At 74.7% G+C, this 24,019-nt stretch carries 17 protein-coding genes and 3 tRNA genes; 12 read left to right on the top strand and 8 right to left on the bottom strand.

Features of this window, described 5'->3' with window-relative positions; translation table 11 throughout:
• Positions 1-306 precede the first annotated feature (306 nt).
• Positions 307-3,015 carry a pyruvate, phosphate dikinase gene (ppdK, locus tag ABT238_RS11525; protein ID WP_350566422.1) on the top strand — a complete coding sequence of 903 codons (2,709 nt, stop codon included), beginning with the start codon at positions 307-309 and terminating at the stop codon, positions 3,013-3,015.
• Positions 3,016-3,303: 288 nt separating this feature from the next.
• Positions 3,304-3,846: a ribonuclease domain-containing protein gene (locus ABT238_RS11520; protein ID WP_350566424.1), complete on the top strand. Its 543-nt coding sequence runs from the start codon at positions 3,304-3,306 to the stop codon at positions 3,844-3,846.
• Between the two features lie 130 nt (positions 3,847-3,976).
• Here ABT238_RS11520 and ABT238_RS11515 read toward each other — a convergent pair whose 3' ends face one another.
• Positions 3,977-4,978, bottom strand: a complete 1,002-nt coding sequence (locus ABT238_RS11515; protein WP_350756723.1) for a putative endonuclease domain-containing protein — start codon at positions 4,976-4,978, stop codon at positions 3,977-3,979.
• Between the two features lie 110 nt (positions 4,979-5,088).
• Here ABT238_RS11515 and ABT238_RS11510 point away from each other — a divergent pair, with 110 nt between their 5' ends.
• A complete protein-coding gene (locus tag ABT238_RS11510; RefSeq protein WP_350756720.1) occupies positions 5,089-6,339 on the top strand; it encodes an ADP-ribosylglycohydrolase family protein in 1,251 nt (416 codons plus the stop codon).
• Between the two features lie 3 nt (positions 6,340-6,342).
• Here ABT238_RS11510 and ABT238_RS11505 read toward each other — a convergent pair whose 3' ends face one another.
• Positions 6,343-7,071 (bottom strand): GNAT family N-acetyltransferase, encoded by a 729-nt coding sequence (locus ABT238_RS11505; RefSeq protein ID WP_350566430.1) that lies wholly within the window; start codon positions 7,069-7,071, stop codon positions 6,343-6,345.
• A 706-nt stretch (positions 7,072-7,777) separates the two neighbouring features.
• On the opposite strand from ABT238_RS11505, the gene ABT238_RS11500 reads away from it, so the two are divergent.
• From ABT238_RS11500 to ABT238_RS11480, 5 genes are all read left to right on the top strand, one after another.
• The gene (locus tag ABT238_RS11500) at positions 7,778-8,722 is read left to right on the top strand and encodes a PAC2 family protein (RefSeq protein WP_350566432.1); all 945 of its coding nucleotides are present in this window, start codon (positions 7,778-7,780) and stop codon (positions 8,720-8,722) included.
• Positions 8,723-8,883: 161 nt separating this feature from the next.
• Complete coding sequence (locus tag ABT238_RS11495; RefSeq protein ID WP_350566434.1) at positions 8,884-9,882, top strand: SGNH/GDSL hydrolase family protein; 999 nt, start codon at positions 8,884-8,886, stop codon at positions 9,880-9,882.
• A 132-nt stretch (positions 9,883-10,014) separates the two neighbouring features.
• Entirely contained in the window at positions 10,015-11,331 is a 1,317-nt protein-coding gene (locus ABT238_RS11490; RefSeq protein WP_350566436.1) for a deoxyguanosinetriphosphate triphosphohydrolase, read from the top strand.
• A gap of 79 nt (positions 11,332-11,410) precedes the next feature.
• A complete protein-coding gene (gene dnaG, locus ABT238_RS11485; RefSeq protein WP_350566438.1) occupies positions 11,411-13,318 on the top strand; it encodes a DNA primase in 1,908 nt (635 codons plus the stop codon).
• A gap of 119 nt (positions 13,319-13,437) precedes the next feature.
• Entirely contained in the window at positions 13,438-14,637 is a 1,200-nt protein-coding gene (locus tag ABT238_RS11480; protein WP_350756717.1) for an RNA polymerase sigma factor, read from the top strand.
• Here ABT238_RS11480 and ABT238_RS11475 read toward each other — a convergent pair.
• The 4 genes from ABT238_RS11475 to ABT238_RS11460 all read right to left on the bottom strand — a co-directional run bounded on the left by ABT238_RS11475 (position 14,634) and on the right by ABT238_RS11460 (position 19,677).
• Positions 14,634-15,755 carry a helix-turn-helix domain-containing protein gene (locus ABT238_RS11475; RefSeq protein ID WP_350756714.1) on the bottom strand — a complete coding sequence of 374 codons (1,122 nt, stop codon included), beginning with the start codon at positions 15,753-15,755 and terminating at the stop codon, positions 14,634-14,636. The genes ABT238_RS11480 and ABT238_RS11475 overlap by 4 nt on opposite strands.
• 448 nt (positions 15,756-16,203) lie before the next feature.
• Entirely contained in the window at positions 16,204-17,610 is a 1,407-nt protein-coding gene (gad, locus tag ABT238_RS11470) for a glutamate decarboxylase (RefSeq protein ID WP_350566443.1), read from the bottom strand.
• A gap of 164 nt (positions 17,611-17,774) precedes the next feature.
• Positions 17,775-19,208, bottom strand: a complete 1,434-nt coding sequence (locus ABT238_RS11465; RefSeq protein WP_350566445.1) for an FGGY family carbohydrate kinase — start codon at positions 19,206-19,208, stop codon at positions 17,775-17,777.
• A gap of 175 nt (positions 19,209-19,383) precedes the next feature.
• Positions 19,384-19,677 carry a hypothetical protein gene (locus ABT238_RS11460; RefSeq protein WP_350566447.1) on the bottom strand — a complete coding sequence of 98 codons (294 nt, stop codon included), beginning with the start codon at positions 19,675-19,677 and terminating at the stop codon, positions 19,384-19,386.
• A gap of 247 nt (positions 19,678-19,924) precedes the next feature.
• Between ABT238_RS11460 and ABT238_RS11455 the strand changes: the two genes are divergently transcribed.
• A tRNA-Asn gene (locus ABT238_RS11455) sits at positions 19,925-19,997 on the top strand.
• A gap of 60 nt (positions 19,998-20,057) precedes the next feature.
• A tRNA-Asn gene (locus ABT238_RS11450) sits at positions 20,058-20,130 on the top strand.
• Positions 20,131-20,250: 120 nt separating this feature from the next.
• On the opposite strand, the gene ABT238_RS11445 is transcribed toward ABT238_RS11450, so the two are convergent.
• The gene (locus tag ABT238_RS11445) at positions 20,251-21,000 is read right to left on the bottom strand and encodes a trypsin-like serine peptidase (RefSeq protein ID WP_350756712.1); all 750 of its coding nucleotides are present in this window, start codon (positions 20,998-21,000) and stop codon (positions 20,251-20,253) included.
• Between the two features lie 253 nt (positions 21,001-21,253).
• Between ABT238_RS11445 and ABT238_RS11440 the strand changes: the two genes are divergently transcribed.
• A tRNA-Ile gene (locus ABT238_RS11440) sits at positions 21,254-21,327 on the top strand.
• Positions 21,328-21,524: 197 nt separating this feature from the next.
• The gene (locus ABT238_RS11435) at positions 21,525-22,421 is read left to right on the top strand and encodes a pyridoxal-phosphate dependent enzyme (RefSeq protein WP_350566451.1); all 897 of its coding nucleotides are present in this window, start codon (positions 21,525-21,527) and stop codon (positions 22,419-22,421) included.
• Between the two features lie 25 nt (positions 22,422-22,446).
• Here the strand turns inward: ABT238_RS11435 and ABT238_RS11430 are convergent, their stop codons facing one another.
• Entirely contained in the window at positions 22,447-23,967 is a 1,521-nt protein-coding gene (locus tag ABT238_RS11430) for an LCP family protein (RefSeq protein WP_350756709.1), read from the bottom strand.
• Between the last annotated feature and the right edge of the window lie 52 nt (positions 23,968-24,019).

The following is a 24,019-nucleotide window of genomic DNA, read 5'->3' as shown; positions in this document are numbered from 1 at the left end:
AAGGGGAGCGGTGGCGGATCGGGCACTGAGGGTGCAGGAAATCAAGCCGGTCCGTCAGCCCGGAGGGTCCGCGGCTACGGTGCGTTCCGGTGATGTGATCTTCCGGTTTCGCCGCCTTCAAGACTTGAACACTCGCTAGCGTCAACCGGACGATTTCACCACCAGAGGTGAACACGATTCAGGGCATTCGATCTAGCGGGTTACTTGCCGATCCTGACGACGTACGCCCTATTGGCGGCGCGGGAGCGCCTTCGAAATGGGTATGTTCTCCGGCGTCAGGGCAACCGTGTGCGAGGAGACCGACCCGTGGCGTCCCAGCAGAAGTTTGTTTACTCCTTCACTGAAGGAAACAAGGACCTCAAGGATCTTCTTGGCGGTAAGGGCGCGAACCTGGCCGAGATGACCAACCTGGGCCTTCCGGTTCCCCCGGGGTTCACCATCACCACCGAGGCCTGCAAGGTCTTCCTGGAGACCGGCAGCGAGCCCACCTCGCTGCACGAGGAGATCAGCGCCCATCTGGACGCCCTCGAGCACGAGATGGGCAAGAAGCTCGGCCAGGCCGACAACCCGCTGCTCGTCTCGGTGCGTTCGGGTGCCAAGTTCTCCATGCCCGGCATGATGGACACCGTCCTGAACATCGGCCTCTCCGACGCCTCGGTGGCCGGCCTGGCCGCGCAGTCCGGCAACGAGCGCTTCGCCTGGGACTCCTACCGCCGCCTGGTCCAGATGTTCGGCAAGACCGTGCTGGGCGTCGACGGCGAGCTGTTCGAGGAGGCCCTGGACGAGGCCAAGCACGCCAAGGGCACCGCCAACGACCTCGACCTCGACGCCGCGGACCTGAAGCGGCTGGTCGGGGTGTTCAAGGGCATCGTCGAACGCGAGACCGGCCGGGCCTTCCCGCAGGAGCCGCGCGAGCAGATGGACCTCGCGATCCACGCCGTCTTCCACTCCTGGAACGGCGACCGGGCCCGGCTCTACCGCCGCCAGGAGCGCATCCCGAACGACCTGGGCACCGCGGTCAACGTCTGCACCATGGTCTTCGGCAACCTCGGCGAGGACTCCGGCACCGGTGTCGCCTTCACCCGTGACCCCTCCACCGGCACCCAGGGCGTCTACGGCGACTACCTGTCCAACGCCCAGGGCGAGGACGTCGTCGCCGGCATCCGCAACACCCTGCCGCTGTCCGAGCTGGAGAAGCTCGACAAGAAGTCGTACGACGAGCTGATGGCGATCATGCAGAAGCTCGAGAACCACTACCGCGACCTCTGCGACATCGAGTTCACCATCGAGCGCGGCAAGCTCTGGATGCTCCAGACCCGGGTCGGCAAGCGCACCGCCGCGGCCGCCTTCCGGATCGCCGTCCAGCTGGTCGACCAGGGCCTGATCGACCTGGACGAGGCCCTGATGCGGGTCACCGGCGGCCAGCTCTCCCAGCTGATGTTCCCGCGCTTCGCCCCGAACGCCGAGTCCAAGCAGATCGCCTGGGGCCTCGCCGCCTCGCCCGGCGCCGCCATCGGCAAGATCGTCTTCGACTCCTACACCGCGGTGAAGTGGTCGCGCTCCGGCGAGAAGGTCATCCTGGTCCGCCGCGAGACCAACCCGGACGACCTGGACGGCATGATCGCCGCCGAGGGCATCCTCACCTCGCGCGGCGGCAAGACCTCGCACGCCGCCGTCGTCGCCCGCGGCATGGGCAAGACCTGTGTCTGCGGCGCCGAGGAGCTGGAGGTCGACACCAAGCGCCGCCGGATGACCACCGCCGACGGCCTGGTCCTCGAAGAGGGCGACATCGTCTCCATCGACGGTGCGACCGGCAAGGTCTACCTCGGCGAGGTACCCGTGCTGCCCTCCCCGGTGGTCGAGTACTTCGAGGGCACCCTGCACGCCGGCGCCGACGTCCAGGGCGGCCTGGTCCAGGCCGTGCACCGGCTGATGTCGCACGCCGACGTCCGCCGCCGGCTCGCCGTGCGCGCCAACGCCGACAACGCCGAGGACGGCTCGCGCGCCCGCCGCTACGGCGCCCAGGGCATCGGCCTGTGCCGCACCGAGCACATGTTCCTCGGCGAGGAGCGCCGCAAGGAGGTCGAGCACCTGATCCTGGCGGACAACGACAAGGACCGCGAGCAGGCGCTCTCCACCCTGCTGCCGATGCAGAAGGGCGACTTCGTCGAGCTCTTCCAGGCGCTGGACGGCCTGCCCGTCACCGTCCGCCTGCTCGACCCGCCGCTGCACGAGTTCCTGCCGGACATCACCGAGCTGTCGGTGCGCGTCGCCCTCGCCGAGGCCCGCAAGGACCCGAACGAGAACGACCTGCGCCTGCTCCAGGCGGTGCACAAGCTGCACGAGCAGAACCCGATGCTCGGCCTGCGCGGCGTGCGCCTCGGCCTGGTCATCCCCGGCCTGTTCGGCATGCAGGTCCGGGCCATCGCCGAGGCCGCCGCCGAGCGCAAGCTGGCCGGCGGGGACCCGCGCCCCGAGGTCATGATCCCGCTGGTCGGCACCGTCCAGGAGCTGGAGCTGGTCCGCGACGAGTGCGAGCGCGTGCTCGCCGAGGTCGCCCAGTCCACCGGCGTCCAGCTGGACATCAAGCTGGGCACCATGATCGAGCTGCCGCGCGCCGCCGTGACGGCCGGCCAGATCGCCGAGGCCGCCGAGTTCTTCTCCTTCGGCACCAACGACCTCACCCAGACGGTCTGGGGCTTCTCCCGCGACGACGTCGAGGCCTCCTTCTTCACCGCCTACCTGGAGAAGGGCATCTTCGGGGTCTCGCCGTTCGAGACCATCGACCGCGACGGCGTCGGCTCGCTCGTCAAGCACGCCGTCGAGGCCGGCCGGGCCACCCGCCCCGACCTCAAGCTCGGCGTCTGCGGCGAGCACGGCGGCGACCCGGACTCGGTCCACTTCTTCCACGAGGTGGGGCTGGACTACGTCTCCTGCTCCCCCTTCCGGATCCCGGTGGCGCGCCTGGAGGCCGGCCGCGCCGCCATCGAGTCCGCGGGCAGCGACTCGCGCTGAAAACGCCGGGGGGCTCCGAGCCCCCCGGCCCGGCGCGACCGCTGACCGTGTCCCCTCCATCGGGGAGGGGCGTACACCGGAGCTCGGCGCAGGAGAACCGGCGTACGTGAGAGCGGCCGGGGCGGGAACGGACAACGGCGTCCGTACCCGCCCCGGCCGCGCGGCTTTTCCAGAGGCCGGGGCGAGCCGCGCGGCCTTCCCCCGTGCCGTGCCCGAGAGCCCGGATGTGGCCGCGGCCACGCGTGTGGCTCGCCGGGTACGGGGCCGCCGGCTGCCAAGCTGGAATCCATGACCAGCAAGAACCGCCTGTGGACCGTCCTCGCCGTGCTGCTCTGCGCGATCGCCGCCGCAGTCGGCTACGTCGTGTCCGACGGCACCGGCGACAGCACGCCCACGGCCGCCGCGACCTCCACCGGACCGGCCGCCGCGTCGAGCGGCCCCTCGGCTTCGAAGCCGAGCGCACCCAAGCCGAGCGCGCCCAAGCCCTCCGCACCGGCCACCCCGCCCGCGGCCGGCTCCGCCACCGGCTGGGTGCCGACCGACCCGGCGATGGCCGACGTCTGCCGCACCACGCTGCCCGGCCAGGCCCGCGACACCCTCGGCCTGATCGCCAAGGGCGGCCCCTACCCCTACCGCTCGGACGGCATCGTCTTCGAGAACCGCGAGAACCGCCTCCCGCGCAAGGCCTCCGGCTACTACCACGAGTTCACCGTCGTGACCCCCGGCTCCGCCGACCGCGGCGCCCGCCGCGTGGTCACCGGCGACTCCGGCGAGCAGTACTGGACCGCCGACCACTACGGCACCTTCCAGGAGATCGACGCCCGCTGCTGAGCGTCCCGGCGGCCCCGCCGTCGAGCCCCTTCGATCCGGACAACCTCGGGCGGCTCTCGGCCGCCGCCGCCCGGGCAGACCGGCTACCACCGGCCGCCGGGTTCCAGGACGGGGGCGGGGCCCGCGCCGGTCAGCGGGCCCGGCGCCAGCTGATCCGGGCGTGCGGGCCGTGCGGGCCGGACGCGAGCAGCGCGGCCAGTTCGTGCAGCACGGGGCCCGGGTCCCGGCGCAGTTGGACGGGGGTGGTGCGGACCACCGGCAGGCCGGCGGCGGTCAGCCGGTTGGCTCGGGTCAGGCTCCGCTCGTGGTCGGCCGGCCGCAGGTGCCAGGCCCGGGAGTCGATCTCCAGCGCGACGCAGGCCGACGGCCAGTAGGCGTCCGGCACGGCCAGGAACCTCCCGTCCAGGAACAGCACCGGGTTCCACAGCGGCTCGGGCAGCCCGGCGCCGCGCACCGCGTCCCGCGCCTCGCCCTCGACCACCGAGCGCACCCCGGCGGTCAGCTCCTCCACCACCGAGGCCAGCCGGGGCAGCTCGCGCACGTCCGGCCGGGCCAGCAACTGGTCCAGCAGCTCGCCGAGTTCGCAGTGCCGGCGCTGGACGGCCTCGGCGCACAGCGCGCGGAACCGGTGCCGTCCGCTCTCCCGGGGCGCGAGGTCCGCCAGTGCCCGGGCGACCGAGGTGCTCCAGAGGCCGTCGTCGCGCTCGAAGCCGCCGGGCATCGGCCCGCTCGCCCGGTGGATCCGCACGAAGGCCCGGTCGGCGACCCTGCGCCGAGCGGGGATCAGCACGTCCACGGCGGTGAGGTCCGCCGGGTGCCCGGCCGAGGGGAGTCCGGCGTCGGCGAGCACCGCCACGCCGGTGAGCAGCACCTCCCCGCCGGGTGGCGCGGGCAGCCCCTTGGGAGCCGCGTAGGCGACGGCGGCCCGCAGCCGCTGGCGCACCGTCAGCCGGCCGGTCTGCAGGCAGATCACCCGGGGAAGGACCCGCTGCCAGGGCCCGCCGGGCCGCAGCCGGTGCGCGATGGTGCCGGACGGCACGCCGAGCCGGCGCAGCTGGGCGCGGGTGACGATGTGCTGCTGGTCGGCGCCGAGCAGCAGCAGGGGGTCGACGAGGGAGCCGGCGCTGGTCATGCCCCGGTGGTTCCCGCCCGGATCGGCGGTATGCGGAACGTCGCCCGCCGGGGGGCCGTCCGGTCAAACGAGGTTGACGCGGGGCGGTGCGGAGGGTGGGCTTGTCCGCGATGACGACTCCTCACACCGGCCCGGCGCTCGACGCGCTCAACGGCCTCTCCGTCGGCGACGCCCTCGGCGCCCAGTTCTTCGTCCCCGCCACCGCCCGCACCCACCTGACCGCCCGCACGGCTCCGCCCGGCTGCTGGCCGTGGACCGACGACACCGAGATGGCGTGTTCGCTGTACGCCGCGCACACCGAGCGCGGCGGGATCGACGTGTTCGACCTCACCCATGCCTTCGCCCGCCGGCACGACTTCGACCGGGGCTACGGCCCGTCCGCCAACCGCCTGCTGCGGCTGATCCGGGAGGGCGGCGACGCGACGGCGCTGGCCGCCGGGCTGTTCGACGGCCGGGGTTCGTACGGCAACGGCGCCGCGATGCGGGTCGCCCCGCTCGGGGCGGCGTACGCGGCCGACCCGGTGCGGGCGGTGCGCCCGGCCGCCGAGTCGGCGCTGATCACCCACACCCACCCGCAGGCCGTGGACGGCGCGATCGCCGTCGCGGTGGCGGCGGCCCTCGCGGTGCGGGCCCGGACCACGCGGATGACGCCGGAGAACTTCCTGGAGAAGGTCCGCCGGCTCACCCCGCGCGGCGCCGTCCACGACGGCCTGACCGAGGCGATCGCCCTTCTCGCCGAGCCGGACTCCGAGCGCGCCGCCCGGGTGCTCGGCAACGGCAGCCGCACCAGCGCCGCCGACACCGTCCCGTACGCGCTGTGGTGCGCGGCCCGCCGGCTCGCCGACTACCCGGCGGCGGTCTGGGAGGCGGTGGCCGCCGGCGGCGACATGGACACCGTCGCCGCGATCACCGGTGGCGTGGTGGCCGCGCACACCGGGACGGCCGGCATCCCCGCGGCCTGGCTGGCCGCCCGCGAGCCGCTGCCCGCCTGGGCGTTCCCGGAGCCCGGGAGCGTCCCCGGCGTCCCCGGCGGCCGGGGCGGCGCGGACATGCTGGTGCCGCGCTCCTGCCCGGTGCCGGACGTGGTGTGGACGGACGCCCAGTGGCGGGCGCTGCGGACCGGCGCGGAGCCGGACCGCGGCTGGCGGGTCCTCACCGGCGGGGGCGCCCTGCGGCTCTGCCGCGACGGCCAGCCCGTCTGGGAGCTGGCCGTCGCCCCGGGCCGGGAGGGCTGGCGCCCGGTGTCCGCCGTCGTCGAGACCTGTCCCCACCGCGCGCCCGGGCCGCGCGACGGCGGGGGCAGCGGCCTGCTGGTACGGCTGCTGCGGGCCGCCGCCACCGGGGAGCCGCTCGGGTCCTGACGGTCAGGCGGTGATCAGGTGCCCGGCGCCGCCGCCGTGTCTAAGGCACTCCTGGTTGATCGCCGGGTCCGGGGCGCTCGGCGAGGTGGCGGCGGCGATCCGCAGTTCGATGATGTCCCGGACGGCCGGCCACTCGTCGTCCAGGATCGAGTAGAACGCGGTCGACCTGACCACCCCGTCCAGCCCGCGCGAGTGCGCCCGGCGGACTCCCTCGGAGGTCGCGCCGAGCCGCTCGATGGCGGTGCGCGAGCGCAGGTTGCGGGCGTCGGCGCGCAGCGAGATCCGCTGCACGCCCCACACCTCGAAGGCGTGCCGGAGCATCAGCAGCTTGGCCTCGGTGTTGATGCCGGTGCCCTGGGCGCGCGGCGACAGCCAGGTGTTGCCGATCTCGGCGGCGTCCGGGACGGCGGTGTCCGGATCGCCGAACGGCACGCCCGGCACCGGCGGCCAGACCAGCGGCCCCTGCCAGTAGTCGAGTTCCAGGAACCGCGTGGAGCCCACCACCCGGCCGTCGGCCTGGTTCACCGTGGCGAACGGCAGCGACCGGCCGGCGGCCTGGTCGGCCAGGGCGCGCGCGACGTACTCCCGGGCCGCTTCCAGGCCGTGCGGGACGGGGGTGAAGGCGTAGGTCGTACGGTCCTCGGCGCCGGCCTTGGCGATGGCCTCGGCGTGGTGCGCGGCGAGGGGCTCCAGCCGCACGGTGCGGCCGGTGAGGATGACAGGTACGGGCACGGAACCTTCGGTCCTTCATCGGTCGGAGGGCGCTGGCCCGTGCCGGGGTGCGGCGCGGGCGAGCGATGACTGGTTCGCCCCGCCCCGGAGCGCGCCCACCGGTGCCCGCGCACGCCGGAGGTCCGGTCGAGCGGAGCGGGGAGCGACGGCCCGGAGACGGGCAGCGCGGTGCCGGAACGGACACGGGTCCACGGACCGGTCCGGCGGGATGAGCGAGGGGACAGTGTGCGTCCGCGAGATGGCCGAGGAGGAAACGAGTGCGCGAAGGGAAGCAGGCGGCCAGGTGAAGGCAAGATGCGTCGTGGGTGGCTGGCCGAACACCGGTCCGGGACGTGGTCGACGGCGTTACGGACGACGTGACGACGACGCGACGATGCGAGGCAGCGAGAGGACGATACCCGTCAGAAGGCGGTGCGTCACTTCGCGGCACACGAATGGCCCCCGGGACAGCGCCCGGACGGGTCGTCGCGCCCGTCCGCTCCCCGCTGACCTGGGCCTTTCGAGGCGGGTGCGATCATGGCCGGACCGGCCGGCCGGGGGCCCGCCGCGGGCGGTCCGGGCAAACGTCCCGGCCCGCCGGGAATTCCGGCGGCGCCCCGCACGCTGGACGAGGAGAGCCGGGCACGAGCCCTCCCGCGCGCGCCGACGCGCGGGGGAGCGGACGCGGCGAACCGCGACGAGGAGAGAAACGGGGTGTGGGTGAGCGGTGCGTGATCCCCAGGCGCTGTACGAGCTGGACGAACAGGGTGTGGCCGCCGTGGCCGCGGCGAGGGCCGCGCTGGCGGACACCGGTGCCGGCCTGGTGCTGCTCCACCACTTCGAGGGCTTCATGGACGCCGGCGAGGCGGGCGCCCAGGTGGTCGCCCACCTGCTGGAGACCGGGGCGCCGCAGGTGGTCGCCCGCTTCGACCACGACCGCCTGGTGGACTACCGGGCCCGCCGCCCCGCGATGCTCTTCGACCGCGAGCACTGGTCGTCCTACGAGCCGCCGGAGATCCTCCTCCAGCTGGTCCACGACACGGCCGGTTCGCCGTTCCTGCTGCTCACCGGCCCGGAGCCGGACGTCGAGTGGGAGCGCTTCGTCGCCGCCGTGCGCCAGCTGGTCGAGCGCTTCGACGTCCGGCTGAGCCTGGACTTCCACGGCATCCCGATGGGCGTGCCGCACACCCGGCCGGTCGGCCTGACGCCGCACGGCAACCGGCTGGACCTCGCGGCCGGCTACCCGCAGTGGTTCGAGCAGGCCCAGGTGCCGGGCAGCGCCCAGGCGCTGCTGGAGTACCGGCTGGCCGAGGCGGGGCACGACGTGCTGGGCTTCGCCGCGCACGTGCCGCACTACGTGGCGCGTTCGGCGTACCCGGCGGCCGCGGTGCAGATCCTGGAAGCGGTGCAGTCCGCGACCGGGCTGGTGCTGCCCGGCACCCTGCTGCGCGAGCGGGTCGACGTGGTGTACGCCGACATCGAGGAGCAGCTGGCGCAGGGCGACGGCGAGTTGCGCTCGGCGATCCGCGGCATGGAGGGCCAGTACGACGCGGTGGCCGGTGCCGAGGGCCGGGAGAGCCTGCTGGCCGAGCCGACGGACCTGCCGTCGGCGGACGAGCTGGGCCGGCGCTTCGAGCAGTTCCTGGCCGAGCACGAGCGCGGTCCGGAGTAGCCCCGGATCGGGGAGCGGACCGGGCCCGGAGGAACCGCGCCGGCGCCGGAAAGTCACCGCCCCGGGCGGGAGCGATCGGGCGCGCCCGTCCGTTGGGCCCTGCGGTGCCCGGGGGACGGGCCGTCGTAGGAAGATCACCGGCTCCTACCCGGGGGGATCCCGTGCCGCTTTCCGTACGCCCGACCACCGCGCTCACCGGCGCGGTGGGCGCGGGCCTCGCCGCCCTGCTGGTCGCCGGCTGCTCCGGTTCGACCGGCTCCGCGACCGTCGCCGCCGCCGCGGACGGCTCCGCGCCCGCGCGGGCCGCCGCCGCGGCCACCCCGACGCCCACGCCCACCGGCCCGTACGTGGCGCTCGGCGACTCCTACACGGCCGGCCTGAAGATCAGCCCGCAGGCGGGCGAGCCGAAGGGCTGCTCCCGGTCGGCGGTCAACTACCCGTCCCTGGTGGCCCAGGCGCTCGGCCTGACCGGGGAGCGGTTCCGGGACGTCAGCTGCAGCGGTGCCCGCACCGGCGACCTGAGCGGTGCCCAGAACACCGACGGCGGCAGCAACCCGCCGCAACTGGACGCGCTCACCACGGCCACCCGTCTGGTGACCGTCGGCATCGGCGGCAACGACGCCGGCTTCATGGACGTCGTCGGCCAGTGCGCCAGGGAGAACCTGGTGGACGCGTTCAAGGGCCTGGTCGGCTCGGAGCGCGCCGCCGCGCCCTGCCGCGACTCCTACGGCACCGCGGACGGCGGCGACCAGGTGCAGCGCAAGGTGGACAGCGCGGGCGAGCGGCTCGGCCGGCAGCTGGAGGAGATCAAGCGCCGCTCCCCGCAGGCCCGGGTGTACGTGGTCGGCTACCCGTCGCTGCTGCCCGCCGATCCGGCGAGCTGCCTCCCGGTGCTGGGCTCGACCGTGGCCGGCGGGGACCTGGGCTTCCTGGTGGAGAAGGAACAGCAGCTCAACGCCATGCTCAAGAAGCGCGCGGAGGCGGCCGGGGCGGTCTTCGTGGACCTCGCGGCGCCGTCGGCCGGCCACGACATGTGCGCGGGGGAGGGCGCCCGGTGGGTGGAGCCGCCGTTCCCGGCGCCCGGCCTGGCCGCAATCCACCCGAACGCCAAGGGCCAGGAGGGCGCCGCCGCGGCCGTCCTCAAGGCGGTCCGCGGCTGACCGGCGCGGGCCCCTCCGGGCGCCGGCGGACGGGGGTCCGACGACGGACCCTCAGGGTTCACACCCCGGCCCGCGCGCCGTCGCGCGCGGCACACTTCCGGTGTCACCGCCGCGGCGTACCGTGATGGTCATATGGACGACACCGCGCACCGCCTCACCGCCGCCCCGACCTTGAACCCGTACGATCGCGCCGCCGAGGCCCGCTGGGTTCCCGAACCGGACAAGCGCCCCGGCCGCACGGCGTTCCAGCGCGACCGCGCCCGCGTGCTCCACTCCGCCGCCCTGCGCCGGCTCGCCGGCACCACCCAGGTGGTCGCCCCGATGCGCAGCGACTTCCCCCGCACCCGGCTGACCCACTCGCTGGAGTGCGCCCAGGTCGGCCGCGAGCTGGGCGCCGCCCTCGGCTGCGACCCGGACCTCGTGGAGACCGCCTGCCTGGCCCACGACATCGGCCACCCGCCGTTCGGCCACACCGGTGAGGAGGCGCTCGACCAGGCCGCCGAGGCCTGCGGCGGCTTCGAGGGCAACGCGCAGTCGCTGCGCATCCTGACCCGTCTGGAGCCCAAGCGCTTCGCCCCGCAGGACGAGGCGCCCGCCCGGCTGGCCCCCTGGCCGGGCCGCAGCGTGGGTCTCAACCTGACCCGTGCCGCCCTGGACGCCGCCACCAAGTACCCGTGGCCGCACGGCGCCCACCCCGCCGACCCGGCCTCCCCCAAGTACGGCGTCTACGCCGACGACCTGCCGGTCTTCCGCTGGCTGCGGACCGGCTCCCCGGCCGGGCGCAGGTGCTTCGAGGCCACCGTCATGGACTGGTCCGACGACGTCGCCTACTCGACCCACGACGTCGAGGACGGCCTCCAGGCCGGCCACATCGACCCGGCCGCGCTGCGCGCCCCGGGCGAGCGCGAGGAACTGTTCGAGGTCGCCGGGCGCTACGCCCGGGACGCCGGGCCCGAGGAGCTGTCGGCCGCCCTGGACCGGCTGCTGGCCCAGGAGTGGTGGCCGGATTCCTACGACGGCACCGCCCGCGCCCGCGCCGGGCTCAAGGACCTCACCAGCCAGCTGATCGGCCGGTTCTGCCTGGCCGCCGAGCAGGCCACCCGGGCCCGCTACGGCCCCGGCCGGCTCACCCGCTACGCGGCCGAGCTGGTGGTGCCGCGCGAGGTCCGGCTGGAGTGCGCGGTGCTCAAGGCGGTCGCCGTCCGGTACGTGATGCAGCGCGACGAGCAGGCCCAGCTGCGGGCCCGGCAGCGGATCGTGATCGCCGAGCTGGCCGAGGTCCTCGCCCGGCGCGCCCCCGAGGTGCTCGACCCGGTCTTCGCCGCGATGTACCGGGAGGCGGAGGACGACCGGGCCGCCCTGCGCACGGTGGTCGACCAGATCGCCACCCTCACCGACGCCTCCGCCCTGGCCCTGCACGCCCGGCTGGTCGGTCCGGACCGGAGCTGACCGCACCGGGAGGTCCGGGGCCGGAACCGGGGCGCCTCGCCCCCGCCGTCCGGCCCGGCCGTCCCAGTAGACTTCCGGGGTGGCCGGGCGGATCAGGGACGAAGACGTACAGGCGGTGCGGAGCGCACTGCCGATCGACGCGGTGGTCGGCGACTACGTACAGCTGACCAACGGCGGCGGCGGCGAGTACAAGGGTGTCTGCCCCTTCCACGACGAGAAGTCCGCCTCCTTCTACGTCAACCCCTCCAAGGGCGTCTTCCACTGCTTCGGCTGCCAGGAGAACGGCGACACCATCGCCTTCCTGATGAAGATCGAGCACTTCACCTTCGCCGAGGCCGTCGAGCGGATGGCCGCCCAGGCGGGCATCACCCTGCGCTACGAGGAGGGCGGCTACAGCCCCCGCCACCAGCAGGGCGAGCGCACCCGGCTGGTCGAGGCGCACAAGGTGGCCGCCGCCTACTACCAGGAGCAGCTCGTCTCGCCCGAGGCCGAGATCGGCCGCCGCTTCCTGGCCGAGCGCGGCTTCGACGAGGAGGCCGCGAAGACCTTCGGCGTCGGCTACGCCCCGGCCGGCTGGGAGCACCTGGTCCGCTACCTGCGCGGCAAGGGCTTCACGGACAAGGAGATCCTGCTCGGCGGCCTCGCCTCGCAGGGCCAGCGCGGCGGCCTGATCGACCGCTTCCGGGGCCGGCTGGTCTGGCCGATCCGCGACATCGCCGGCGAGGTGATCGGCTTCGGCGCCCGGCGGCTGCGCGAGGACGACAACGGGCCGAAGTACCTCAACACCCCCGAGACGCCGATCTACAAGAAGTCGCACGTGCTCTACGGCATCGACCTGGCGAAGAAGGAGATCGCCAAGTCGGGCCGGGCGGTGGTGGTCGAGGGCTACACCGACGTGATGGCCTGCCACCTGGCCGGGGTCACCACCGCGGTGGCCACCTGCGGTACCGCCTTCGCCGAGGACCACATCAAGATCATCCGCCGGCTGCTGATGGACACCTCCCAGTACCGCGGCGAGACCGTCTTCACCTTCGACGGCGACGCCGCCGGTCAGAAGGCCGCGCTGCGCGCCTTCGAGGACGACCAGAAGTTCGCCGCCAAAACCTCCATCGCGGTCAGCCCCGGCGGCATGGACCCGTGCGAGCTGCGCCTGGCCAAGGGCGACGAGGCGGTCCGCGAGCTGATCGACAACCCCGTCCCGCTCTTCGAGTTCGCGCTCACCTCGGCCGTCGCCAAGCACCGGGTGGACACCCCGGAGGGCCGCTCGGCGGCGCTGGAGGAGGCGGCGCCGATCGTCGCCAAGATCAAGGACCGTTCGATCCAGCACGAGTACGCCGTCCGGCTGGCCGGCATGCTCGGCATCCTGGACGAGCCGTTCGTGGTCCGCCGGGTCGCCCAGCTGGCCCGCTGGGACCGCGAGCGCCAGCAGAACCCGCGCGGGGGCGACCGGCTGCGCCGCCCCGAGCCGGCGCAGCCGGTCCGCCCGGCCCGGCCCGCCTTCGTGGTCAACCCGCGCGACCCGGCGCAGTTCGTCGAGCGCGAGCTGCTCAAGCTGGCCCTGCAGCACCCGGACCTGGTCGCGCCGGCCTTCGACAACTACGGCGAGGACGAGTTCCCGACCCCGCCGTACACCGCCGTGCGCCGTGCGATCGGCCAGGCCGGCGGCGCCGCGTACGGGGCCACGCTGGCCGACTTCACCGCCGTGGTGCGCGAGGTCTGCCCGGACGACCGGGTGCGCTCGCTGGTCACCGAGCTGACCGTGGAGCCGGTGCGCTCGCGCCGCAAGGCGGACGCCGTCTACGCGGGCGAGTTCCTGGTCAAACTGCGGCTGCTGGCGGTCGACCGGCGGGTCGACGAGGTCCGCGCCCACCTCCAGCGGCTCGGCAACCGGGCCGCCCCGGAGGAGCTGCACGCGGTGCAGACCGAGCTGTGGCAGCTCCAGCAGTACGGGCAGTCGCTGCGCAGCGGGGGCGCCGCCGCCCTGTAGGGCCGCGTTCAGAAAGTCCGCGCACGAGTCTCGGCCACGGAGTGTGGCGTGCCGCACACTGGAGGGCGTCCCACCTCCGTTCAGCGCGGGTCCGCCAGAGTCGCGCCCGCCCCGAGGGGATGCCCGTGGACCGAGGCCTTGCCGCGACCGCCGCCCAGCCCACCACCGACCCGCCCGCCCCGCCCGCGCCGCCCGACGGTGCCCGGGCCGAGGACGCTCCGCCCGAGGACCACGGCCGGGCGGGAGCGCTCCCGGACGACGCCGCCGCCCGGGTGCCCGCCCAGGGCCTGCCACCCGGACATCCCGACGCCGAGGACGACGACGGCGCCGAGGAGGCGGGCGGTACCTCCGGGGAGGACGGCGACACCGCCGACGCGCCCGCGGAACGGCCCGGCGCCGAACCCGGCGGCCCGGCGGCCGACCTGCTGCGCCAGTACCTGCGCGAGATCGGCCGGATCCGGCTGCTCACCGCCGCCGAGGAGGTCGAGCTGGCCCGCCGGATCGAGGCCGGCCTGTTCGCCGAGGAGCGGCTGGACCGCCAACCGCCGCCCACCGGCCGGCTGGCCGGCGAACTGGCCCTGCTCGCGGCGGCCGGCCGGCAGGCCAAGCGCCGGCTGATCGAGGCCAATCTGCGTCTGGTGGTCTCGGTCGCCAAACGCTACGTCGGCCGCGGGCTGACCCTGCTGGACCTGGTCCAGGAGGGCAACCTCGGACTGATCCGGGCCGTGGAGAAGTTCGACTACGCCCGCGGCTACAAGTTCTCCACCTACGCGACCTGGTGGATCCGCCAGGCGATGAGCCGCGCGCTGGCCGACCAGGCCCGCACGATCCGGGTGCCGGTGCACGTGGTCGAGCTGATCAACCGGGTGGTGCGGGTGCAGCGCGCGCTGCTCCAGGAGCGCGGCACCGAGCCGACCCCGGCCGAGATCGCGGCGGTCCTGGAACTCACCGGGGACCGGGTGCGCGAGCTGCTCCGGCTGGCCCAGGAGCCGATCTCGCTGCACACCCCGGTCGGCGAGGAGGACGACGTCGCGCTCGGCGACCTCATCGAGGACGCCGACGCCGCCTCACCCGCCGAGTCGGCCGCCTTCCTGCTGCTGCGTCAGCACCTGGAGGCGGTGCTGGACACCCTCGGCGAGCGCGAGCGCCAGGTGGTGCAGCTCCGCTACGGCCTGGACGACGGGCGGGCGCGCACGCTGGAGGAGATCGGGGTGCTCTTCGGCGTCACCCGGGAGCGGATCCGCCAGATCGAGTCGAAGACCCTGGTCAAGCTCCGCGACCATGCCTTCTCCGCCCAGCTCCGGGGCTACCTCGACTAGCTCGACCGGCCCGGCGAACTCGGCCGGCTCGCCGCGGACGGCTGGCCGGACGGGGCCGCCGGGGCCGACGGGCTCGCCGGGGCGGGCTGGGCCGGGTCGGTGGTGGCCGGCGGCGGGGTGGCCGGGCCGGGCGGGATCGGGGTCGAGGCGACCGTCCGGGCCAGGTCCGAGGTCGAGGGCGTGCAGGAGGCGCCCTCGGGCTCCTTGCGCTGCCCGCAGACCTGGAAGGTGACCGCCGGGTCGGCCGCGTTCACCATCCACGAGTAGTTGTCGTACCCCCAGTGGATCAGCGCGGTCTCCGACTCGCCGGCGCTGGTGGTGATGGTCGCCTGGTCGCCGGGCTGGCCCTCGGTGATCGCGGCCCAGGCCGCCTGGCACTTCTGGCTGTACCGGAGGTAGACGACGACCTTGCCGACGTTGGTGGTCAGCAGGGTCCGGGCGTCCCCGCCGCAGCCGGTCACCTTGGGATCCTTGTGCGTGCAGCCGAGCGCCTGGCAGGCCGGGACCGGCGGGGCGGGGTTGGCGGGCACGGCGGCCGGCGCGGACGCCGGGGAGGTGCCGCTCGCCGGGGCGGAGGGCGGCACGGTGGCGGCGGTGGGCGTGGTGTCGTCCCCGTCGGAGGAGACGAGCCGCGTGCCGACGAGCGCCACCAGCAGCGCCACCACCACCGAGGCGGCGACCAGGGCCACCGGGCGCCGCACCCGGCGCCCGGCGGGGGCGGCCGCCGAGGCCTCCGGCACGGCTCCTGTCTCCGCGCCGGTTTCCGCGTCCACCTCGGCCTCGGCCTCGGCACCGGTCTCGGCCACGGCGTCCGCCGCGTCGCCGCCCGCCGGCTCCGCCTCGCCCGGCGCCGTCCCGGCGGCCGCGGTCTCGGCCCACAGCGCCCGCAGTGCCGGACCGTCGCACTCCACGGCCCCGATCAGCGCCTCCAGCGCCTGCTCGGTGACGACCCGCTTGCCGTTCAGCCAGCGCTCCCAGGAGGCCCGGCTGTAGTGGGTCCGGGCAGCCAGTTCGGAGAGCGAGAGCCCGGTCGTGTCCTTGACGGTGCGCAGTTCCTCCGTCAGGCGCTTGGCGGGCTCGGAGAGGTCGTCCGGCAGCTGCTTCCAGGCGGAACCCATGCGGTCTCTTCCAAACATGCGAGGCGGGCGGGGCGGCGGGGCTGGAACGGACGGCACCCGGCGGGGCGCCGCCCGGGGCCTTGGGGGGCGGCTTCGCGTCTCAAACCTGGCCGGCCCGGCGTCCCAAAACCCAGGTCCTGGCGCTGAGACGGACGGAAGTGTCTCACAACACCGGGAGAGGCTCGAACATTCATATGGCCGTAGGGCATCGTTCTTCCGGCCGGAGCGGTTCGCCGCCCCGGTCCTTCGTCCGGGGACCGTTCTCGACGGCCCGGCACCCGCCGTGCCCTGGCCCCCACCGGTGCGTGGCAGCCTCCACGGGGGGAGGCTGCCCCGGGCCGCAGGGACGCGCGGCGGGGAGGGCGCTCGTGCTGCGCCCTCCCCGCCGCGACCACCTCCGCGCCCGCGGGCGTCCGCCGGCGCGGACGGCCCCTCGGGCGGCGACGCGTCAGTGGTGGAAGCCCGTGCGGGCCGGCACCCCGAGCTCCTGGAGCGGGAACGGCTGGCGGCGCAGCTCCGGCAGCAGCCGTTCGAGGTCGCCCAGCAGCAGGTCCGCGAGGTCGCGGGTGAAGCCGTTGCGGCAGACCACCCGCAGCACCGCGAGGTCCTCCCGGTTCGCCGGGAAGGTGTACGCGGGCACCTGCCAGCCGCGCTCGCGCAGCCGCCGCGACACGTCGAAGACGTCGAACGGGACCTCGTCCGTCGTGGTGAGCGCGAACACCGGCAGCTGGTCGCCCCGGGTCAGCAGCCGGAAGCCGCCGAGGCGCTCGATCCCGTCGGCCAGGTACCCGGCGACCTCCCGGCAGGCGCCCTGGACGGCCCGGAAGCCCGCGCGGCCGAGCCGCAGGAAGACGTAGTACTGGGCGATCACCTCGGCGCCGGGGCGGGAGAAGTTCAGCGCGAAGGTCGGCATGTCGCCGCCCAGGTAGTTGACCTTGAACACCAGCTCCTCGGGCAGCGCCTCGGGGTCCCGCCACAGCGCCCAGCCGACGCCCGGGTAGACCAGCCCGTACTTGTGGCCGGAGGTGTTGATGGAGGCGACCCGGGGCAGCCGGAAGTCCCAGAGCAGGTCCTCGTCCAGGAACGGCGCGATCATGCCGCCGGAGGCGCCGTCCACGTGCACCGGGACGTCCAGGCCGGTGCGCCGCTGGAGGTCGTCGAGCGCGGCGCAGATCTCCGCGACCGGCTCGTAGGAGCCGTCGAAGGTGGAGCCGAGCACACCGACCACGCCGATGGTGTTCTCGTCGCACAGCTCCACCGCCTGCTCCGGGCCGAGGTGGAAGCGCTCGCCGTCCATCGGCGCGGTCCGGGCCTCGACCTCCCAGAAGGTGCAGAACTTCTCCCAGCAGACCTGCACGTTGACGCCCATCACCAGGTTGGGCCGGGCGCCGGCCGCGTACCGGTGGGCGTTGCGGCGCATCCAGCGCCGTTTGAGCGCGAGGCCGGCCAGCATGCAGGCCTCGCTGGAGCCGGTGGTGGAGCAGCCGACGGCGGAGTCCGGGTCGGGGGCGTTCCAGAGGTGGGCCAGGATCGACACGCAGCGCCGCTCCAGTTCGGCGGTCTGCGGGTACTCGTCCTTGTCGATCATGTTCTTGTCGAGGCACTCGGTCATCAGCCGGGTGGCCTGCACCTCCATCGAGGTGGTGACGAAGGTCGCCAGGTTGAGCCGCGCGTTGCCGTCCAGCAGCAGCTCGTCGTGGATCAGCTGGTACGTGGTGTCGGCCGGGACGGGGCCGTCGGCGAGCCGGTGCAGCGGTGGCGACAGCTCCATCGCGCCGAGCGGGTCGGCGGCGGTGCCGAGGAACGGGGTGACGGTGAGCCGGCGGTCGTCGCCGGCGCCCTTGTGCAGTGCCATGGGATCCTGCCGCCCTTCCGTCCGGTGGACGCGTCGCTTCCCACGCTGCCACCGGTCGCCGGGTGACGCATCTTCATCCGCCGGGCCGTCTCCGGGGGCCTCCGGGGCCTCCGGGGCCGCCGGGAACCGTCCCGGGGCCGTCCCCCCGCGCCCTGACGCCCGTCTCAGCCGGCCGTCTCCGGGTGGATCTGCTCACGGGCGGCCCGGTACTGCGCGCGGACCGCCGACCCGACCGGCAGGTCGTGCTCGGCGTCCGGGACGACGGTGACGGCCTCCGGCAGGTCCCAGCGCGGCGGCTCGGGCGTCCCGGCCAGTGCCCAGGCGGCCTGCCGCGCCGCGCCGCGCGCCGCGTGCGCGCCGGGCGGCGGGACGACCACCGGGACGCCGAACAGCTGCGGCGCGACGTGCCGCACCGCCGCCAGCCGCCCGGCGGCGCCCAGCAGGAAGACCCGCTTCACCTCCACGCCGCGGGCGCGCAGCAGGTCCAGGGCGTCCGCGCTGTTGCAGAGCATGCCCTCGACGGCGGCCCGGGCCAGGTGCTGAGGGGCCATCGACTCGGCCCGCAGCCCGGTCAGCGTGCCGGCCGCGTGCGGCAGCGCGGGCGTCCGCTCGCCGTCCAGGTAGGGGAGCAGCACCAGGCCGTACGCGCCGGGGGAGGACTGCAGGGCGAGATCGCTGAGGCCCTCCAGGTCGCGGCCCAGCAGGGCGGCGGTGGAGCGCAGCACCTGGGCGGCGTTCAGGGTGGCGACCATCGGCAGGTGGCGGCCGGTGGCGTCGGCGAAGGAGGAGACCAGGCCGGTGGCGTCCACCACGGCCCGCTCGTGCACGGCGAAGATCGTCCCGGAGCTGCCGAGCGAGACCACCGCGTCGCCCGGGCCGAGGCCGAGGCCGAGCGCGGCGGCCATGTTGTCGCCGGTGCCGGCCGAGATGAGCAGGCCCTCGGGGGTGTGGCCGGCGGGTTCGGCGGGGCCGAGCACGTCGGGCAGCTTCAGTTCGTGGCCGAGCGCCAGCTCGACCAGGTCCTGCCGGTACTCGCCGGTGATCGGGGACCAGTAGCCGGTGCCGGAGGCGTCGCCCCGGTCGGTGGTGCGGCGCTTGGGGTGGCCGAGCAGCTGCCAGACCAGCCAGTCGTGGGGCAGCAGCACCTCGGCGATCCGCCGGGCGCTGGCCGGTTCGAACTCGGCGAGCCAGCGCAGCTTGGCGACGGTGTACGCGGGGCTGGGGACGGCGCCGATCGCCGCCGTCCAGGCCGCCGGGCCGCCCAGCTCGTCCAGCAGGGCGGCGGCGGCGCCGCTGGAGCGCGGGTCGTTCCACAGGATCGCCGGGCGCACCTGCACGCCGCCGGCGTCCAGGCCGATCAGGCCGTGCTGCTGCGCGCTGACGCCGATCGCCCGGACGCCCTCCAGCAGGCCGCCGGCCGCCGCGTCGCCGAGCGAGTGCAGCCACAGCTGCGGGTCGGTCTCGCCGGGGCGGGCGTCCGGGTCGTCGGACACGGGGTGGGGTGCCTTGCCGGAGCGCAGGACCGCGCCGGTTCCGGCGTCGCACGCGACGATCCGGGTGCTACCGGTCGAGCTGTCTATACCCGCGACGATGGCCATAGTCGAGATCATGCCTCAGCGGGCTCCCGGACGCGGTCCGGCCGGGCAAGTGTTGCCCGTTCGGTACCGCGCCCGGGAGCCCCCGTCCGGCCGGGCGTCACCGCCTGCTCACCCGCCCGTCACGGAGGGCTGCCGGCGGGGCCGGGACCGGCGCCGGACCGGTGCGGGACGGCGGTCAGGGCCGGTAGGTGCCCCAGCTGTCGTCCTCGGTCCTGGCCCGGGTGAAGTACGGCACCCGGTCGGTGACGGCGTTGGGCAGCCGGTCGCCGACCTTGCCGGCGACCGCGCCGGCGGCCTTCCCGGCGACGGCGCCGGCCTGCTGCCGGGCCTTGCCGGCCGCGCCCTGCACCGTGGGGTTCTGGGCGACCTGCCGGGTCATCCTGGCGATCTGCTCGTACCGCTGGCGCCCCGCCCGCGTTCCCAGGACGTAGCCCGTCGCGAGTCCGACACCGAACGACAGCTTCCACATGGTCGGATTCCACCCTCTCCTGGCGGCCATTGCCGCATTGCCCTACCCGTCTGCCGGGACGGTGAACCGTCGGTGCCCCCAGCATCCACGGACGGTGCCCCGGGCGCGCGGGGAACGCGCCGGGCGGGGGCGCCCGGTGGCGGCCGGGGAAAGCGATTGGCGGAGCACCCCCCCGAGTGCGCTAATGTATGTCCCGCAGCGAGCGCCGAGGAGCCCGGGAGACCGGGAGCCGGAGCGGGAAGCTCGATCCCCCATAGCTCAATTGGCAGAGCAGCCGACTGTTAATCGGCAGGTTATTGGTTCGAGTCCAATTGGGGGAGCTCGGGTGGCGGCCCCTGGGGCCGGTCGCCCGGACGTGGTACGGGAGTCGTGTACCGCGATCCCGCATAGCTCAATTGGCAGAGCAGCCGGCTGTTAACCGGCAGGTTTTTGGTTCGAGTCCAAATGCGGGAGCTGCGCCGGGTCCGCCCGGTGACTGCTCAGAGCGAAGGCCCCTCGGTAGACCGGGGGGCCTTCGTGTTGCCCCGGGGGGCCGTCCGGCCCGCGTGAGCCGCCTCACGCCGTTCGCGCCGCTCACGCCGAGGCCTGCTGGAAGAGGTCGGCGACCCGCTCGTCGAAGGTGATGCTGTACGAGGTGCCCGGCGTCTCGCCGCCCTCCTGGTAGCCGCCGATCACGCCGATCACCCGGCCGCTGGTGGTGAGCCAGGGGCTGCCGCTGGTGCCGTCGGTGTAGCCGGCGCAGTCGAAGCGCTCCTGGGTCGGGCTCTGCGAGGCGGTCACGCCCGAGCAGGTGATCGGTTCGTCGCCCTCGTTGGGGTAGCCGGTGACCGAGACCGCGAGGCCGAAGCCCTGGTCGGTGCCGAGCGGGTTGCCGCCGACCGCTTCCTCGACCTGCCGCCCGCCCACCGAGCCCACGGTGACGAACGCCACGTCGTACTCGGGGTCGGCGTCCAGGGACCAGCGCGGGTCGACGGTGATCGACTCCACCGGCCAACTCCCGTAGGGCGAGTACCCGTTGCGGTAGCCGGGGGTGAACACCAGGCCGTCCAGCAGCCCGATCCGGTGGTTCTCCACGCAGTGCGCGGCGGTCACCAGCAGATTGCGCCGGGGGCTCTGCACCACGCTCGCCGTGCACGCCCGGGGCCCCTGCGGGCTGCGCACCGAGAGCGTCCCGACCCGGTCCCAGGCCGGGTTCTGCGGGGCCACCGCCGCCGTCCGCCCGTCGCCCCGGCCGTCCCCGCACGCGATCGCGGCGGCCAGCAGCAGGGCCGCCACCGCGACCGTCCTGGCGGCACGCGCGGTCCGGACCGGGCGGGAGGGCATCTGGGGCTCCGTCTCGTCCTCGGGGCGGGCGTGGCCGTCCCACGCGATCCGCCGTTCGGGACCAAGATCTACCAGTCGGACCCGCCCCGCGCCACCGTCGCCCGCCCGCCTGTCCCGCACCCGTCCGGCCCCCGCGCACCCGGCTGCGCCCCCGGCGCGCACCACGGGTGATCGACCGGCTATGCTGCCCGGGACGGCCTTCCGGGGCCGTCTGCTGCTGCCGCGACCGGCCTGCCGTCGCGCGCTGCGAACCGGGGCGGTAGCTCAGCCGGTTAGAGCAGGGGACTCATAATCCCTTGGTCGTGGGTTCGAGTCCCACCCGCCCCACCCTCCGTACCCGCGCGATCGGCCCCCTGGCTGGGAAAACCCTAGGGGATCGGGCATGGTGCCACGCCGCGACGCGCCAGGATTAACCCGGACGATGAGACCCCCGTGAGGCCGTCCTGCCGACCCGTCAGGCCCGGGAGGGTGGGGGAGCGGGTGGGGCGGCTCCGTATTCTGGGTGGGTGCTCGAAGCTGCGTGTGTGCCGACTCCGCTGGTCGAGTGTGCCGACGAGGTGTTCGAGCGGGCCGGGGTGGGGTTGCGGCTGAAGCGGGACGATCTGGTGCATCCGCTGGTGCCGGGGAACAAGTGGCGCAAGCTGGGGCCCAACCTGGAGCTGGCGGTGCGGGAGGGGCACCGGCGGCTGGTGACCTTCGGCGGGGCGTACTCGACGCATCTGCGGGCGGTGGCGCTGGCGGCCGGGGCGCTGGGGCTGTCGAGCGTGGGGCTGGTGCGGGGCGAGGAGCTGGCGGGGGCGCCGCGGAACTGGTCGCTGCGGGCCGCCGAGGAGGCCGGGATGGAGCTGGTGTTCCTCTCCCGGGCCGAGTACCGGGAGGCCACCGGGCGGGCCGGTGCGGAGGGCCCCGGGGACGGGCAGGCGCAGCGGCGCTGGGGGCCGTGCCTGGTGCTGCCGGAGGGCGGGTCCAACGCGCTCGCGGCGCGCGGTGCGCAGGAGGTCGTGGCGGAGCTGGCCGGGCTCGGGGAGCGGGACGTGGTCTGCTGTCCGGTGGGCACCGGCGGCACGCTGGCCGGGATCGCGGCCGGGCTGCCGCCGGGGGCGCGGGCCCTGGGCGTGGCGGTGCTGCGCGGCGGGGAGGGCTACCTGGAGGGCGAGGTGACGCGGCTGCACCGGGAGGCGTACGGGCGGGAGTTCGGCGGCTGGCGGATCGACCACGGGCACCACGGCGGCGGCTACGGGCGGGTGCCGGCCGCCCTGGAGGAGTTCGCGGCCGCTTTCGAGGGGCGGCACGGCGTCGCCCTGGAGCGCCGCTACGTCGCGAAGACGCTGGCCGCCCTGTACGCCCTCACGGCGGCCGGCGCCTTTCCGCCCGGCACCCGGCTGACCGCCGTCGTCACCGGGCTGCCCGACCCGGTGTGAACCGGGCCGGGAGGCGCCGGCCGGCTCAGCCGATGAGGTCGGAGCAGGGGTCGGTGTCGGCGCTGCGGGCGTTCTCGGTGATCCCGCTGGGGATGCCGGTGGGCAGCGGGCCGGTGGTGGCGGCGGACGGGGCACCGGGGGTGCCCGGGGTGCCGGCGGCGGGGCCCGCGGGGGCGGGCCGGTAGTCGCGGCCGAGGGTGACCGTGACGCCCTCGGAGCCCGGCTCCTCGGTCAGCCGGGCGCCCGGGAAGAGCGTGGCGATCCGCTCGGCGACGGCCTTGAACGGCGGGTCGTAGGCGATCTCGGTGCTGAGCCGGCCGCCGGTGGTCTGGCCGAGCGCGACGTTCTGGAAGCCCTGGGCGCGGATCGCCGCGGAGCCGCGGCCGGCGAGCCCGTCGGTGCCGACGCCGTTGACCACGGTGACCGGGGTGGCGAGCTGTTCGGCGCTGAGCGGGGTGGCGGTCGGCGAGGGCTCGGACGCGGTGGGCGTGGCGCTCGCGCTCGCCGGATCGGGCAGCTCGCCGGTGGCCTGGCCGTCCAGGGTGCGGTCCTCGCGCAGCAGCCGCCACAGGGTGTCCACGTCGGGGTGGACCAGGTCGATCCGGCCGGACTGCACGGTGGAGAACCGCCAGGGGGCGGTGACGAAGGTGATGTCGGAGAGCTTGATCTGCTGCAGCGACTGGGCGAAGTCGACCAGCTTCATCGCGGTGCCCAGGCCCTCGTCGACGGTGAGCGAACGGGTCGCGGCGTCGGCCAGCGGGAGCAGGGTCGGCAGCGAGAAGCCCTGGGACTGGATCTTGCGGATCATCGAGGAGAGGAAGGCCTGCTGGCGCTTCATCCGGCCGATGTCGGAGTTGTCGCCGAAACCGTAGCGGGCGCGCAGGTAGTCCACGGCGGGCGGGCCGGATATCTTCTGCGGGCCCTTCTTGAGCTTGATGTTGTGCGAGTTGACGTCGTTGGGCACGCAGACGTCCACGCCGTTGATGGCCTCGGTCATCGCGGCGACGCCCTTGAAGTCGACCACGATGGTGTGGTCCATGCGCAGGCCGGTGAGGGCCTCCACGGTGTTCTGGGTGCAGGCCGGGTTGCCCTGCTCCGATTCGCCGATGGTGAAGGCCTCGTTGAACATCTGGTTGGTCCGCGGCTTGGTCCAGTCGCCGCTGGGCAGCCGGCAGGACGGGATGGTGACCAGGGTGTCGCGGGGGATGGAAACGCCGACGGCGTGCTTGCGGTCGGCGTAGACGTGCAGCAGGATCGCGGTGTCGGAGTGGCCGACGCCCTCGTCGCCGCCGCCGAGGTCGGCGTTGCCGTCGTTGCGGGTGTCCGAGCCGAGCAGCAGGACGTTGACCGGCACCGAGGCGCCCGGTGCGGTCGGCACGGGCGCGGGCGGGCGTTCGGTGGCGACGCCGCCGGCGTCGAAGGTGGTGATGTTGGTGTCGAGCCGGTGGTAGAACCAGGCCCCGGCTCCGGCCACGGACAGCACCAGGACGGCGGCGAGTCCTATGACGGTCCGTATGACACGCCGACGGCGCGAGCTGCTGCTCATCCTTCCCGTCCCCCCGTCTTCTGCTCTGTTTCCCCACCCGTCCCGCCTGGTC

Source organism: Kitasatospora sp. NPDC001527 (assembly GCF_040298605.1).
GTDB lineage: Bacteria > Actinomycetota > Actinomycetes > Streptomycetales > Streptomycetaceae > Kitasatospora.
This window is presented reverse-complemented; position numbering and strand designations above follow the sequence as displayed.